We start from the raw sequence: 13,673 nt of genomic DNA on the forward strand, positions 1-13,673 counted from the left end.
CGGGGCCGACCTACCGTTGCTGCCCATGCGGTTCCCCCAGATGAGCGCTCGGCGCCTCGGGCTGCCCAGACGGGCCGTCTCGCAGATCCTCGTGACCCAGCTGGCCATCGCCGCCGGCGTCGTCGTCCTGGCCACCGGGCTGTTCCTCGCACCGCTCGGCGCCCAACTCGACGACCAGGCCATGCGGCGCGCCCTGGCCATCGCGCAGAGCGCAGCCGCCGACCCCGCGACAGCCGCCGGCCTGCTGGACTCCGAGGCGTCGGCGGACAGCCCGGTGCAGGCCGCCGCCGAACGGATCCGCCGGGCGACCGGCGCCGAGTACGTGGTCGTCCTCGACCTGGACGGCATCCGCCGCTCGCACCCCAGCCCCGACCGGATCGGGCTGCCCGTCTCCACCGACCCGAGCGACGCCCTGGCCGGCCGCGAGGTCATGGAGATCGACGACGGCACCCTGGGGCGTTCCGCACGCGGCAAGGTCCCGCTCGTCGCCTCCGACGGCGAGATCGTCGGCGCGGTCTCGGTCGGCATCGCCTACGACAGCGTCCGCGAACGCCTGCTCGGGGCCGTCCCGGGCCTGCTCGCCTACGCCGGCGGCGCTCTGGCCGCGGGCGCCCTCGCCGCCTACCTCCTCTCCCGCAGGATCCACCGCCAGACCCGCGACCTGGCCTTCTCCGACATAGCCGGACTGCTCGCCGAACGCGAGGCCATGCTGCACTCCATCCGCGAAGGCGTGATCGCCCTCGCCCCGGACGGCCGCGTCCGGCTGGTCAACGACGAGGCCGCCCGCCTGCTGGGCCTCGCCCCGGACTCCGCCCTCACCTTCGCCGGACGCCCGCTGGACGACGTCCTCACGGCCGGTCGCACCGCCGATGTGCTCTCCGGCCGCGTGACGGGCCGCGACCTGCTCACCGTCCAGGGCCCGCGGGTCCTGGTCGCCAACCGCATGCCCACCGCGGACGGGGGTGCCGTCGCCACCCTGCGCGACCGCACCGAGCTGGAGCACCTGAGCCGCGAACTCGACTCCACCCGTGGCCTGATCGACGCCCTGCGCGCCCAGGACCACGAACACGCCAACCGGCTCCACACCCTCCTCGGCCTGCTGGAGCTGGGCCTGCACGAGGAGGCGGTGGAGTTCGTCACCGAAGTCGTCGGCGTGCACCGGACCACCGCGGAGCAGGTCACCGAGAAGGTCCACGACCCGCTGCTCGCCGCCCTCCTCGTGGGCAAGGCGACCGTCGCGGCCGAACGCGGCATTCCCCTGCGGCTCGCGGCCGCCACTCTCCTTCCCGACCGCCTGGTCGACCCGGGCGGGCTCGTCACGATCGTCGGCAACCTGGTGGACAACGCCCTGGACGCCGCCGCCGGCGGAACGGCGCCCTGGGTCGAGGTGGAACTGCGCGCGGAGGGCCGGACCGCCGTCCTGCGGGTGCGCGACAGCGGCCCCGGGGTCCCCGCCGGGCGCCGCGAGGAGATCTTCACCGAGGGCTGGTCGACCAAGCAGCCCAGGGCCCACCGCGAGCGCGGGCTGGGCCTCGCCCTCGTACGCCGCCTCGCGGAGCGGCAGGGCGGCAGCGCCCGGGCCGGTGAAGCAGCGGACGGAGGGGCGGAGTTCTCCGTCGTACTCCCGGAGGCCCTGCGATGAACGAGACCCCGATCCACGTATTGGTCGTCGACGACGACATGCGTGTTGCCCGGATCAACGCGGCGTACGTGGCGAAGGTTCCCGGTTTCCGCGTGACCGCGCAGGCCCATTCCGCTGCGCAGGCACTGGACCTCCTCTCCACCCACCCCGTGGACCTGGTCCTCCTGGACCACTACCTCCCCGACGGCAGCGGCCTGGACCTGGTCCGGCGCCTGCGCCAGCGCGGCGACGGCACCGATGTGATCATGGTCACCGCCGCCCGGGACCTCGCCACCGTGCAGGCCGCCATGCGTCTCGGGGCCCTCCAGTACCTGGTCAAACCGTTCACCTTCGCCGGGCTGCGCGCCCGGCTGGAGGCGTACGGCTCGCTGCGCCGCGCCCTGGACACGGGCGGTGAGGCCGAACAGGCCGAGGTGGACCGGATCTTCGGCGCCCTCGCCGGCGCGAGCTCCGTGAACGAACTCCCCAAGGGCCACTCCCCCACCACGGCGGAGCTGGTCCGCCAGGTCCTGCGCTCCGCCGACGGCCCCCTGTCCACCCAGCAGATCGCCGACCGGGCGGGCATCAGCCGCCAGACCGCCCAGCGCTACCTGAAGCTCCTCGAACGGTCCGGCCGCGTCTCGCTGGCCCTGCGCTACGGGGAGACCGGCCGCCCGGAGCACCGCTACGCCTGGCTCCCGTCGGAGGGCCCTGCCTGACGCGTCCGGCGGGTCTCCTCCGGCCGGGCCCTCCGCTCGGGGCTGTGGTCAGACGGCTCCGGCGCCGGTCAGTGAGCGGACCTCCGTCTCCGCGTACTTCGCCTCGTCCGGTTCCTCGCCAGAGGTGACCGTCCCCAGCCAGCCGGCGAGGAAGCCCAGCGGGATCGAGACGATCCCGGGGTTCTGCAGCGGGAAGAACTGGAAGTCCGCTCCGGGGAACAGCGACTCCGGGCTGCCCGACACCAGGGGCGAGAACAGCACGAGAAGCACCGCGGGGACCAGGCCCCCGTACACCGACCAGACGGCTCCGCGCGTGGTGAAACCGCGCCAGAAGAGCGAGTACAGCAGCACCGGCAGGTTGGCCGAGGCGGCCACCGCGAAGGCCAGCCCCACAAGGAACGCCACATTCAGGTCCTGGGCGAGCAGTCCGAGGGCGATGGCCACCGCCCCGATACCGACGGCCGCGGCCCGGGCCACCGAGACCTCGCTGCGCTGCCTGGCGTGCCTGCGCTTGAGGGAGGCGTACAGATCGTGTGCGACGGAGGCGGACGAGGCGAGGGTGATGCCGGCCACCACGGCCAGAATGGTGGCGAAGGCGATGGCGGCGACGAGGGCGAACAGCACCGCGCCACCGGTGGTTTCGGCGCCACCGCCGAGGTAGGCCGCGAGCAGGGGGACGGCCGTGTTCCCCGATGCGTTGGAGGCCCGTACCTCGTCCGGACCGACCAGGGCCGCCGCCCCGAAGCCGAGCACGATGGTCATCAGGTAGAAGCCGCCGATCAGCGCGATCGCCCACACCACCGAGCGGCGGGCCGCGCGGGCGGTGGGTACGGTGTAGAAGCGCGACAGGATGTGCGGCAGTCCGGCGGTCCCCAGGACCAGCGCCAGACCGAGGCTGATGAAGTCGAGGCGGGCGGTCCAGTCCCCGCCGTACTTGAGGCCGGGACTCAGGAAGTCGAGCCCGTACCCGCTGCGTTCGGCGGCGGTCGTGAGCAGCCGGCCGAAGTCGCCGTGGAAACGCAGCAGCACCAGCACGGTCAGGGTGATCGCACCGCCCATCAGCAGCACGGCCTTCACGATCTGGATCCAGGTGGTGGCCCGCATGCCGCCGAAGGAGACGTAGACCACCATCAGGGCGCCCACCCCGATCACGGTGAGGGTCCTGGCTGCGGCGCTCGAGTTGCCCAGCAACAGCCCGACCAGGCTGCCCGCACCGACCATCTGCGCGACCAGGTAGAGCACCGAGACGACGACCGAGGAGGTGCCGGCGGCGATCCGTACCGGGCGCTCGCTCATCCGGGCGGCGACCACGTCGGCGAGGGTGAAGCGCCCGCAGTTGCGGACCAGTTCGGCGACGAGGAACAGCACCACCAGCCAGGCGACGAGGAAGCCCACCGAGTAGAGCAGGCCGTCGTAGCCGAAGAGGGCGATCAGACCGGAGATGCCGAGGAAGGAGGCGGCGGACATGTAGTCGCCGGCGATGGCGAATCCGTTCTCCATCGGCGAGAAGAGCCTCCCGCCGGCGTAGAACTCCTCGGCCGAGCCGTGCCGGTTGCGGCTGACCCAGGTGGTGATGCCGAGGGTCACCGCGATGAACAGGCTGAACAGCATCAGCGCCAGGGTCTGGTGCTCGGAGGTCACCGGCCCGCCCTCCTCGCCCGGTTGCGGTCCTGGCCTCGCTCCTGCTCGAAGACCGTCCAGCGCAGGTCCAGCGCGGCCCGGTCCCGGCGCAGCCGGGCGTGCCGGGCGTAGGCCCAGGTGAGCAGGAAGGTGCTGAGGAACTGGCCGAGCCCCGCCAGCATGGCCACGTTGACCGCGCCCAGGACGGGCCGGGCCATCAGGCCGGGCGCGGCCGTCGCGGCGACCACGTAGGCGACGTACCAGAGGAGGAAACCGGCGGTCGCGGGGACGACGAACCGGCGATAGCGACTGCGGACCTCCTGGAAGGCGGCGCTGCGCTGCACTTCCAGGTAGATGTCGGATGCGCCGGGCGCCGGGGGGCCGGCAGCGGCCGGACGTGGCGGGGACGGCTCCTCGCCCTCGCCCCAGCCGACGGCCAGCGCGTCGTACCAGGGGTCGTCCAGCCGGATCGTTCCGGCATCGCGACCTTCGTGCTTGTCCACCGAACTCTCCTTGTCCGCTGCCGCATTGGCCACGTGCCCACAAGGATGTGCGGAATGGACGGTTTCCGGACTGGTGTACCGGTGCTCTTCACTCCAACAGGTGATGGGGCGAAGGGCACCGGTATGCCGTGGCGCCCGCCCGTGTCAGGCGTCGCCGGCGACCGTTGCCCTTCGGCTCAGGCGTCGATGCGCGAGCGGTCCAGCGTCGCCGCGGAGCTCGTGATGAACTCCTTGCGCGGCGCCACCTCATTGCCCATGAGCAGGTCGAAGACCTGCTCGGCCGAGTCCAGGTCGCCGATGTTGATCCGGCGCAGCGTACGGAAGCGGGGGTCCATGGTGGTCTCCGCCAGCTGGTCCGCGTCCATCTCGCCGAGGCCCTTGTAGCGCTGGATCGAGTCCTTGTACCGGATGTTCTTGCGCTGGTACTCCAGAAGGGTCTGGCGCAGCTCGTTGTCCGAGTACGTGTAGACGTACTTGTCCTGGCCCTTCTTGGGCTGGACCAGCTCGATCCGGTGCAGCGGTGGCACGGCCGCGAAGACCCGGCCGGCCTCGACCATCGGCCGCATGTACCGCTGGAAGAGCGTGAGCAGCAGGCAGCGGATGTGCGCGCCGTCCACGTCGGCGTCGACGAGCAGCACGATCTTGCCGTAGCGGGCCGCGTCGATGTCGAAGGTCCGGCCCGAGCCGGCCCCTATGACCTGGATGATCGCCCCGCACTCGGCGTTCTTGAGCATGTCCGAGACGGAGGACTTCTGGACGTTGAGGATCTTGCCGCGGATCGGCAGGAGCGCCTGGAATTCGGAGTTCCGGGCGAGCTTCGCGGTGCCGAGCGCGGAGTCGCCCTCGACGATGAAGAGCTCGCTGCGGTCCACGTCGTCGCTGCGGCAGTCGGCCAGCTTGGCCGGGAGCGAAGAGGTCTCCAGCGCGGTCTTGCGGCGCTGCGCCTCCTTGTGCTGGCGGGCCGCGATCCGGGTCCGGGCGGCCGCGACGATCTTCTCCATCACGGCGCGGGCCTGCTGCTTGTCGTCGCGCTTCGTCGAGGTCAGAAAGGCCTTGAGCTCCTTGGCGACCACGGCGGAGACGACCCGGGTGGCGGCGGAGGTACCGAGCACCTCCTTGGTCTGCCCCTCGAACTGCGGCTCGGCGAGGCGGACGGTGACGACGGCCGTCATGCCCTCCATCGCGTCGTCCTTGACCACGTCGTCCTCGGCGACGCGCAGCAGCTTGGCCGAGCGCAGCACCTCGTTGACGGTCTTGGTCACGGAGCGTTCGAAGCCGGTGACGTGGGTGCCGCCCTTGGGGGTGGCGATGATGTTCACGAAGGACTTGACGTTGGTCTCGTAGCCCGTGCCCCAGCGCAGCGCGATGTCCACGCCGAGCTCGCGGGTGACCTCGGTGGGGGTCATGTGGCCGCGGTCGTCGAGGACCGGGACGGTCTCCTTGAACGTGCCCGATCCCGTCAGCCGGAGCACGTCGCAGGCGGCCTTGTCCTGGGCGAGGTACTCGCAGAACTCGCTGATGCCGCCGTCGAAGCGGAAGGTCTCCTCGGTCTTGCCGGCCCCGTCGATGGCCCGCTCGTCGCGGACGACCAGGGTCAGGCCGGGGACGAGGAAGGCCGTCTGGCGGGCGCGCTGGTAGAGCGTCTCCAGGCTGAGGCGGGCGTCCTTGAGGAAGATCTGGCGGTCGGACCAGTAGCGGATACGGGTGCCGGTCCTGCCCTTGGCGATGCGCTTGACCTTGCGCAGGCCGTTCGCCGGGTCGAAGGGGCTGTCGGGGCCCGGCTCGGTGAACATGCCCGGGACACCACGGCGGAAGCTGATGGCGTGCGTGGAGCTGCCCCGGTCGACCTCGACGTCCAGGCGGGCGGAGAGGGCGTTGACCACCGAGGCGCCGACGCCGTGCAGGCCGCCGGAGGCCGCGTAGGAGCCGCCGCCGAACTTTCCACCGGCGTGCAGCTTGGTCATGACGACCTCGACGCCGGACAGGCCGGTCTTGGGCTCGACGTCCACGGGGATGCCGCGGCCGTTGTCCCTGACCTCGACCGAGGAGTCCTCGTGGAGGATCACTTCGATGTGGTCGCAGTACCCGCCCAGGGCCTCGTCGACGGAATTGTCGATGATCTCCCACAGGCAGTGCATGAGGCCCCGGCTGTCGGTCGAGCCGATATACATGCCGGGGCGCTTGCGGACGGCTTCAAGCCCTTCGAGGACGAGCAGGTGCCGCGCGGTGTAGTTGGAACCGTCCCGGTCTGCTCCGGACAGCAGCGCGCTGGAAGGCACGGACGTGTCGGCGGTCACGCAGTTCGCTCCTCGCTGAATTTCTTTTCTGGCCCGGTCGGGCGCAGGGGTGGCTCGGGTGCCCGTCGAAGGGTACCGAGGCCAGGTAGAGCCGATGCAACGCCACCCTCGCCCTTTCCTCAGCCTAGTCCAGATCCGTACGGATGTTCGATCCTCCGGGCGGGTGAAGGAAACATCACGTTCCCTTCCGCGCATGAACCATTTAGGGTTCGGGCACGTCCTCATGAACAACCTGGCACTCTCGCCGGGGAGGATGGAACTGCAACAAGCGCACGAGTGACAACGCGAAACCGTAAAGCAACGCAATACGGCTCCTTCGCCGCCAACCGGCAACAGCCGGCCAGCTTCGGAAGGAAGTTTCGAGGAAAAGCCGCGAGCGGGAACGTTTTCGGCCTGGTTGGATGTTGACCCTGGTACGACAGCTCGTCGAGCTAGAGAAGAGGCGACGTGACTACTGTTCTGACACCCGCGACCCCGCTGACGGCCGCTGACCGATGCGACCGTTGCGGCGCCCAGGCATATCTGCGCGTCGTCCTGCTGAGCGGCGGTGAACTGCTCTTCTGCGCCCACCACGGGCGCAAGTTCGAGCCGGAACTCAAGAAGATCGCCGCGGAAATACAGGATGAGACCGAGCGGCTCACGTCCGCTCCGGCTGCCCACGCCGAACCCGAGGACCGCTGACACACAGGCCGAACCTCGCATCCGACGAGCCAGGACCGGCCAGGCCGGTCGACGGGCGGCACCCCTGAGACCCAGGGGTGCCGCCCGTCCTCACGTCCGTCGTCGGTCGCCGCTAACCCGCACGGTGCCCCTGTACGGACCCTGCCCGGGGCCCGGAGGTCCTCCCGGGTGCCCATGCGACGTCCTGGACCCCGCGCGGCTGCGCGGCCCTCTCCTGGGCTGTCACGAAGCCGGCCAGCGGAGCGATGCGCGTGTACACGCCCGGGCTGTCGGCGCGGCCGCAGCCCCGGCCCCACGAGACCAGCCCGATGAGCCTCCCCTGCGCCACCAGCGGTCCACCGCTGTCGCCCTGACAGGCGTCCTTGCCGCCCCCGCCGTCCCCCGCGCACACCATGGATTCGGCCCGGTACTGTCCGTCCGCGTCACCGGGGTAGGCGCGCCCGCAGACCTCGTCCGCCAGCACGGTCACGCGCGCCGCACGCAGGGCGTACGCATAGTCACCGAAGCCGCTGGTGTCGCCCCAGCCGTACACGTCCGCCGCGGTGCCCGCCTCGTACGCGGGGTGCCCCGCCTCCGCCATGGGGAGCACGTGGTGCGCCGGTACGGCTTCCGCCAGCTCCAGCACGGCGAGGTCCCCGGCGTTGCTCTGCGGGTCGTAGGCGGGGTTCACCCGCGCACCCCGCACCGCGATCTCCCGGCCGTCGGCCGCCCGGAGCTCCGTGCGGCCGGCGATCACCCGGAAATCGGACACCGATTCGACCGGGCCGCCGAGCACCTGCCGGCCCAGACAGTGCGCCGCGGTGACCACCGTGGTCGGGGCGACGACGACACCCCCGCAGAACTGCCCGTCCCGCGTACCCCCGAACCGGTCACGGCTGGCCAGGGCCACGACCCAGGGACTGTCGGCCACCTTCACCGGCTTCCCGCCGATCACCACGCTGTCCGCGGCCGCCTGGGGCATCTGGGCGAGCGGCGCCGCGGCCGCTCCCGCCGCCAGGGTCAGCGCGCCCGCCAGGACACGGGCAAAGGGACGACGCATGAGGCCTCCTGACTCCGAGTGTGCATGACTCCACCCAGAGTGGGATGCCCGGTGGCCGAGCGCACCCGCGCGGCCACCGCCGCGGCTGCCGGCGCCGGGCCTCGGCGCTCTCCGCAGCCGAGGCCCGCCGGCCCGCTCAGTCCAGGTAGTCGCGCAGCACCTGGGAGCGCGACGGGTGCCGCAGCTTCGACATCGTCTTCGACTCGATCTGACGGATCCGCTCACGCGTGACCCCGTAGACCTTGCCGATCTCGTCGAGGGTCTTGGGCTGGCCGTCCGTGAGGCCGAAGCGCATCGAGACCACGCCGGCCTCGCGCTCGCTCAGGGTGTCGAGCACCGAGTGGAGCTGTTCCTGCAGGAGCGTGAAGCTCACGGCGTCGGCCGGGACGACTGCCTCGGAGTCCTCGATGAGGTCACCGAACTCGCTGTCGCCGTCCTCGCCGAGGGGCGTGTGCAGGGAGATCGGCTCACGGCCGTACTTCTGGACCTCAATGACCTTCTCGGGGGTCATGTCGAGTTCCTTGGCCAGCTCCTCCGGGGTGGGCTCGCGGCCCAGGTCCTGGAGCATCTGGCGCTGCACGCGGGCGAGCTTGTTGATGACCTCGACCATGTGGACGGGGATGCGGATGGTGCGGGCCTGGTCGGCCATGGCACGCGTGATCGCCTGCCGGATCCACCACGTCGCGTAGGTCGAGAACTTGTAGCCCTTGGTGTAGTCGAACTTCTCGACCGCGCGGATGAGGCCCAGGTTGCCCTCCTGGATCAGGTCCAGGAAGAGCATGCCGCGGCCGGTGTAGCGCTTGGCGAGGGAGACCACGAGACGGAGGTTGGCCTCCAGCAGGTGGTTCTTCGCGCGGCGGCCGTCCTCGGCGATGATCTCCAGCTCGCGCTTGAGCTTGGGTGCCAGCTTGTCGGAGTTCGCCAGCTTGTCCTCGGCGAACAGGCCCGCCTCGATCCGTTTGGCGAGCTCGACCTCCTGCTCGGCGTTGAGGAGGGGGACCTTGCCGATCTGCTTGAGGTAGTCCTTGACCGGGTCGGCGGTGGCACCGGCCACCACGACCTGCTGGGCCGGGGCGTCGTCCTCGTCGTCCGAGATGACGAAGCCCTTGTTCTCCCCGCCCTCGTCCTCCTCGTCACCCTCGGCCTTGACCGCGTCGGGCCCCTCGTCCGAGTTCTCGTCCTCGCCGGCCACGTCGGCGTCCTTCTTGGCCGCCGTCTTCTTCGCCGCCGTCTTCTTCGCCGCCGTCTTCTTCGCGGCGGCCTTCTTGGCGGGCGCGGCCTTCTTGGCCGCCGTCTTCTTCGCCGCCGCCTTCTTGGCGACGGGCTCGGCCGCGGCCTCCTCGACGAGGTCGTCCGGCGCCTGCGGGTCCACCGCCGGGGCCGCCGGGACCGCGGGGGCCGCGGGCTGCGCCGCCGCCGTCCTGGCCGCCGTCTTCCTGACGGGTTCGGTGGCCGTCCGCTTGGCCGGGCTCTTCGCTGCGACGCTCTTGCGGGTGGTGCGCTTGGGCGACTCCGCGGCACTGACCATCAGCGTCACACCCTCTTCCTCGAGGATCTGGTTGAGGCTGCGCAGAACATTCTTCCACTGGGTCGCAGGAATCTGGTCAGCCTCGAAGGCCCGACGCACGTCATCGCCGGCGATCTGCCCCTCGGCCTTGCCCCGCTCGATGAGCGCCATCACAGACTCGGAATCGGCGATCTCCGGCGGGAGCGTACGGGATGTGCTGGCCGACACGAACAACCTCTCGGAACGATGGGAACGGCTTCCGACCCCGGGCCTGGTGGTGCTGGACCGGAGCCGACGACCACCGACCGGGGATGGGCCGGCGGCGCGGGCAGGGGCCGGGGAGCTGCACAGCACCCCCAAGGGCTGCTGTCTTCCCTCCGTCGGCCATCACCTCTTAAGTCATCGCGCGACCTCGCGGAGCGTTACGCCCAATCTTCGTGGCCCGAGTCACACCCCGTACGCGCGAGCGCCGGTCATGGCGTCGTACCCCGCGGTTGTGGATGGGCCGCGGCGGCTCCGGAGGGAGATCCGAAGGAGGTCCGCACGCCGGTGTCGCCGGGCCCGGCCGGGCCCGGCGACGCGTCGTTCACCCCCGCGCGCCCGCCCGTCAGTGCTCGCGCGGGGCGGGGACCACGCGCTCGACCTCCGGATGAACCGTCAGAAGCTGGCGCATCGCGTTCTCGGCGCCCGCCGCGTCACCCGTGGCGAGGGCTTCGACCATCCGTGCGTGGTGCGCGACGGAGGTCTCGCTCGGGCGGTCGCAGGAGGTCATCGGGCTGCCGGAGACCTGGAGGGCGGCCGAGACGATGCCGGAGAGGTGCTCCAGCATGCGGTTGCCGGCGACCTGGATGAGGAGCGCGTGGAACTCGTTGTCGGCGCGCGCGAAGGTGATCGAGTCCCCCTGGCCGAGGGCGTGTCCCATGATCTCGACCATGTCGGCCAGACGCTGCTGGACGTCCGGGCGGCCGTGGCCGGCGGCGAGGCGGGCGGCGAGCGGTTCGATCGTCCAGCGGAGCTCGCCGAGCTCGCGGCGCTGGTCGTCGCGCTGGGGCCCGAAGGCGCGCCACTCGATGATGTCGGGGTCGAGCAGGTTCCAGTCGGCGACGGGGCGGACCCGGGTGCCCACGTTGGGGCGGGCGCTGACGAGGCCCTTGGCCTCCAGGACCCGCAGCGATTCGCGGACGACCGTGCGGGAGACCTCGAAGCGCTGGCCGATCTCCTCCGGGACCAGCGGGCGGTCGGCACCGAGATCGCCGGAGACGATCATCTGACCGAGCTGCTGGACGAGTTGGCCGTGCAGCCCACGGCCACGGCTGCCTGCCGCGCGGCGGCCGACCCGGCTCAACTCGACGTCGGCGCCGTCCCAGTGGGGTGGCCCGACACGGTCGGACCCGGGGGCCTCCGCGTAGGGGTAGCGGTCGAGTTCGCCCGCGCCGGCGAGGCCGGAGTCGGCATGGCGGGCGGCGGTCATCATGGTGTGCGCAAGGGTACTCACGAATCCTTTGTCGGTCGTGCCTCCATGACCCTTGAGGTCTTTGGTGAAAAGCACACGAAAGGGTGATCGGTGCCACCTGCGCAATTGACGACTTATCGTAAAGAACCGGGCCTATTGCGGGGAGTTACGGTCCCCTTGACGCGACATGGACGACAACGGTCCCGTCCGTGACCGCTCCGGCGTCGGAACGATCACCAACGGACCCTGCTGCGCAGTCCGGTGAACCCATAGGCGCACAACAGGACCATCAGCGACAACAGCAGGGCAGTCGCGACGGGTTGGGTCATCACCCGGAGGGCCCCCACCAGCAGCCGGTCCGCCTCCGGCGGCCACTGCACCCAGGACAGGCCACGCAGCCGGGACGCGAGTCCGGTCACCGGGTAGGCGGACGAGCCTTCCAGCGCCTGACGCACCAGCGGCACCACTCCCACGGGCACGGCGAGCACCGCCGCCAGTCCCGCGGCGGCGGACCGGAAGACGCCGGAGGCCAGCACGCCGGCCCAGGCGCAGCCGATCAGCAGGCCGGCCCAACTAGCCGCCGGGGAGAGCCACTCCGCCGGGGCCCGCAGGGGGCCGCTGCCGAAGACGACTGCCAGGGCGGCGGCGTCGGCGGCGACCACCGCAGCGCCCAGCACCAGGGCGAGCGCGGCGCAGACGCCGAGCTTCGCGGTGAGCAGCCCCAGCCGCCGCGGCACGGTGCCCCGGTCGGCCGCGAGGGCGGGGTAGCGGTACTCCTCGCCGAAGGCCAGCGCGCCGAGCAGTCCCGCGCCCAGTGCGGCGGGGGGCAGCGGCAGCAGCTCGGGCCAGGCCGCGAGCAGCCTGGCCTGCGGGGTCTGCCCGGCCCGGGCGAGCACCAGGGCGGTGAGGACGGAGACCACGAGCACGAGGGCGGCGGTGAGGGCGGGGGTGGCGGTGCCGGACACGCGGAGCAGCTCGTAGCGCAGGGGCCGCAGCGGCCCGCCCACGCGCCGTACGGCCGAGACCGGGCCCTGGGAGCGGGCTCGCCGGGAACGGCCGCCGGAGGCCTCGGCACGCTCCGGCGCGGTGCCGGTCCCGGCGGCGGCCGCGGCCCTGGCGTGCGGTACCGGCGAGGTCGGCGCGCCGGCGTCGCCGGTCTCGTCGGCGAGCTGGTGGACCAGCACGCCGTGGCGGAACGCGGCCTCACCCACCTCGGCGCAGTTGCTGCCGTACACCGACAGGCGGCTGCCGCTCTCCTCGACGATCTCCACCGCGCGCTGGGCCGCGCGGGCCTCCTTGCCCAGGACGTCGGCCAGCCGGGCGGCGTGCGGGGTCCGCACGGCGACCCTGGGCCTCAGCCGGGTGCGCGCGAACTCCGCGGCCTCCTGGTCGGCCACGAGGCGGCCCGCCTCGATGCTGACGACGCGGTCGGCGCTCCGGGCCGCCTCCTTGGCGTCGGCCGTGGTGAAGAGCACGGCTCCCCCGAGGGAGGCGTGGCCGCGCAGCAGTCCGTACAGCCAGCCGCGTTCCCGGGGGGAGAGGCCCGCGGCGGGCTCGTCGAGGAGCAGGACGCAAGGATCGCCGAGCAGTGCCGAGGCGAGGGCGACCCTGCGCTCCATGCCGAGCGACAGCGAGCCGAGGCGCTCGTCGCGCAAGCCTGCGATACCGACGACCTCGAGCATGGTGTCGGCCCGGGAGGCGGGCACCCCGGCGGCGGCGCAGAGCATCCGCAGCTGGTTGCGGACGGACCGTGCCGGATTGCCGGGGACGTCTGCGAGCACCACCCCCACCTCACGGCCGGGGTGCGGGATCCGGTGCAGCGGGCGGCCGCGGAAGTAGGTGACGCCGCGGCCCGGTTCGAGTTCGAGCATGAGCCGCAGGGCGGTCGTCTTGCCCGATCCCGGCTCGCCGAGCAGGGCGGTCACGTGCCCCGGGCGGGCCTCGAAGGTGAGGTCGTCCACTAGGGGCGGGGCGTCGGAACGTGGATTGCTGGTGAGTCCGATGGCCTGGAGCATCGCTTCTCTCGCGGGGGGTGAGACCGCTCAGCGGCAGGGTGAGTACCCCAAGCAAGATAACGCGATATGTCAGATTTTCGGCGCAACCGGTCCGATGGAATGCCGATCGTTCCGTCGGGCTCACCCCCAACCGGGGACCCACCCTCAACCGGGGGCCCGTCCTCGGCCAAGGGCCGGGTCCGGTCGCCGCCCGGCACGGGACCGGTGGTGCGTGCGCC

Annotated in this window: 10 protein-coding genes; 3 read left to right on the top strand and 7 right to left on the bottom strand. The window is 71.8% G+C overall.

Annotated elements, in window-relative coordinates; translation table 11 throughout:
* The first annotated feature begins 25 nt into the window (after nt 1-25).
* On the top strand, nt 26-1,642 hold the full coding sequence (locus ACIPXC_RS09220) for an ATP-binding protein (RefSeq protein ID WP_401615148.1): 1,617 nt from the start codon (nt 26-28) through the stop codon (nt 1,640-1,642).
* A complete protein-coding gene (locus ACIPXC_RS09225) occupies nt 1,639-2,340 on the top strand; it encodes a response regulator (RefSeq protein WP_401615149.1) in 702 nt (233 codons plus the stop codon). The genes ACIPXC_RS09220 and ACIPXC_RS09225 overlap by 4 nt, the downstream gene beginning before the upstream one ends.
* A 48-nt stretch (nt 2,341-2,388) precedes the next feature.
* Here the strand turns inward: ACIPXC_RS09225 and ACIPXC_RS09230 are convergent, their stop codons facing one another.
* The 3 genes from ACIPXC_RS09230 to ACIPXC_RS09240 form a co-directional block, all read right to left on the bottom strand.
* Entirely contained in the window at nt 2,389-3,981 is a 1,593-nt protein-coding gene (locus ACIPXC_RS09230; protein WP_401615152.1) for a cation acetate symporter, read from the bottom strand.
* Nucleotides 3,978-4,463, bottom strand: a complete 486-nt coding sequence (locus tag ACIPXC_RS09235) for a DUF485 domain-containing protein (RefSeq protein ID WP_386394260.1) — start codon at nt 4,461-4,463, stop codon at nt 3,978-3,980. The genes ACIPXC_RS09230 and ACIPXC_RS09235 overlap by 4 nt, the downstream gene beginning before the upstream one ends.
* A 176-nt stretch (nt 4,464-4,639) precedes the next feature.
* The gene (locus tag ACIPXC_RS09240; RefSeq protein WP_401615154.1) at nt 4,640-6,760 is read right to left on the bottom strand and encodes a type IIA DNA topoisomerase subunit B; all 2,121 of its coding nucleotides are present in this window, start codon (nt 6,758-6,760) and stop codon (nt 4,640-4,642) included.
* A gap of 447 nt (nt 6,761-7,207) precedes the next feature.
* Here ACIPXC_RS09240 and ACIPXC_RS09245 point away from each other — a divergent pair, with 447 nt between their 5' ends.
* A complete protein-coding gene (locus ACIPXC_RS09245; RefSeq protein WP_030028922.1) occupies nt 7,208-7,441 on the top strand; it encodes a hypothetical protein in 234 nt (77 codons plus the stop codon).
* Between the two features lie 112 nt (nt 7,442-7,553).
* Here the strand turns inward: ACIPXC_RS09245 and ACIPXC_RS09250 are convergent, their stop codons facing one another.
* From ACIPXC_RS09250 to ACIPXC_RS09265, 4 genes are all read right to left on the bottom strand, one after another.
* The gene (locus tag ACIPXC_RS09250) at nt 7,554-8,480 is read right to left on the bottom strand and encodes a S1 family peptidase (protein WP_401615155.1); all 927 of its coding nucleotides are present in this window, start codon (nt 8,478-8,480) and stop codon (nt 7,554-7,556) included.
* A gap of 136 nt (nt 8,481-8,616) precedes the next feature.
* Complete coding sequence (locus ACIPXC_RS09255; RefSeq protein WP_401615157.1) at nt 8,617-10,221, bottom strand: RNA polymerase sigma factor; 1,605 nt, start codon at nt 10,219-10,221, stop codon at nt 8,617-8,619.
* Between the two features lie 373 nt (nt 10,222-10,594).
* Complete coding sequence (locus ACIPXC_RS09260; RefSeq protein WP_401615159.1) at nt 10,595-11,482, bottom strand: FadR/GntR family transcriptional regulator; 888 nt, start codon at nt 11,480-11,482, stop codon at nt 10,595-10,597.
* A 191-nt stretch (nt 11,483-11,673) separates the two neighbouring features.
* Nucleotides 11,674-13,455: an ATP-binding cassette domain-containing protein gene (locus ACIPXC_RS09265; protein ID WP_401615161.1), complete on the bottom strand. Its 1,782-nt coding sequence runs from the start codon at nt 13,453-13,455 to the stop codon at nt 11,674-11,676.
* Nucleotides 13,456-13,673: the final 218 nt, after the last annotated feature.

This window comes from Streptomyces sp. NPDC090021 (assembly GCF_044748225.1).
GTDB lineage: Bacteria > Actinomycetota > Actinomycetes > Streptomycetales > Streptomycetaceae > Streptomyces.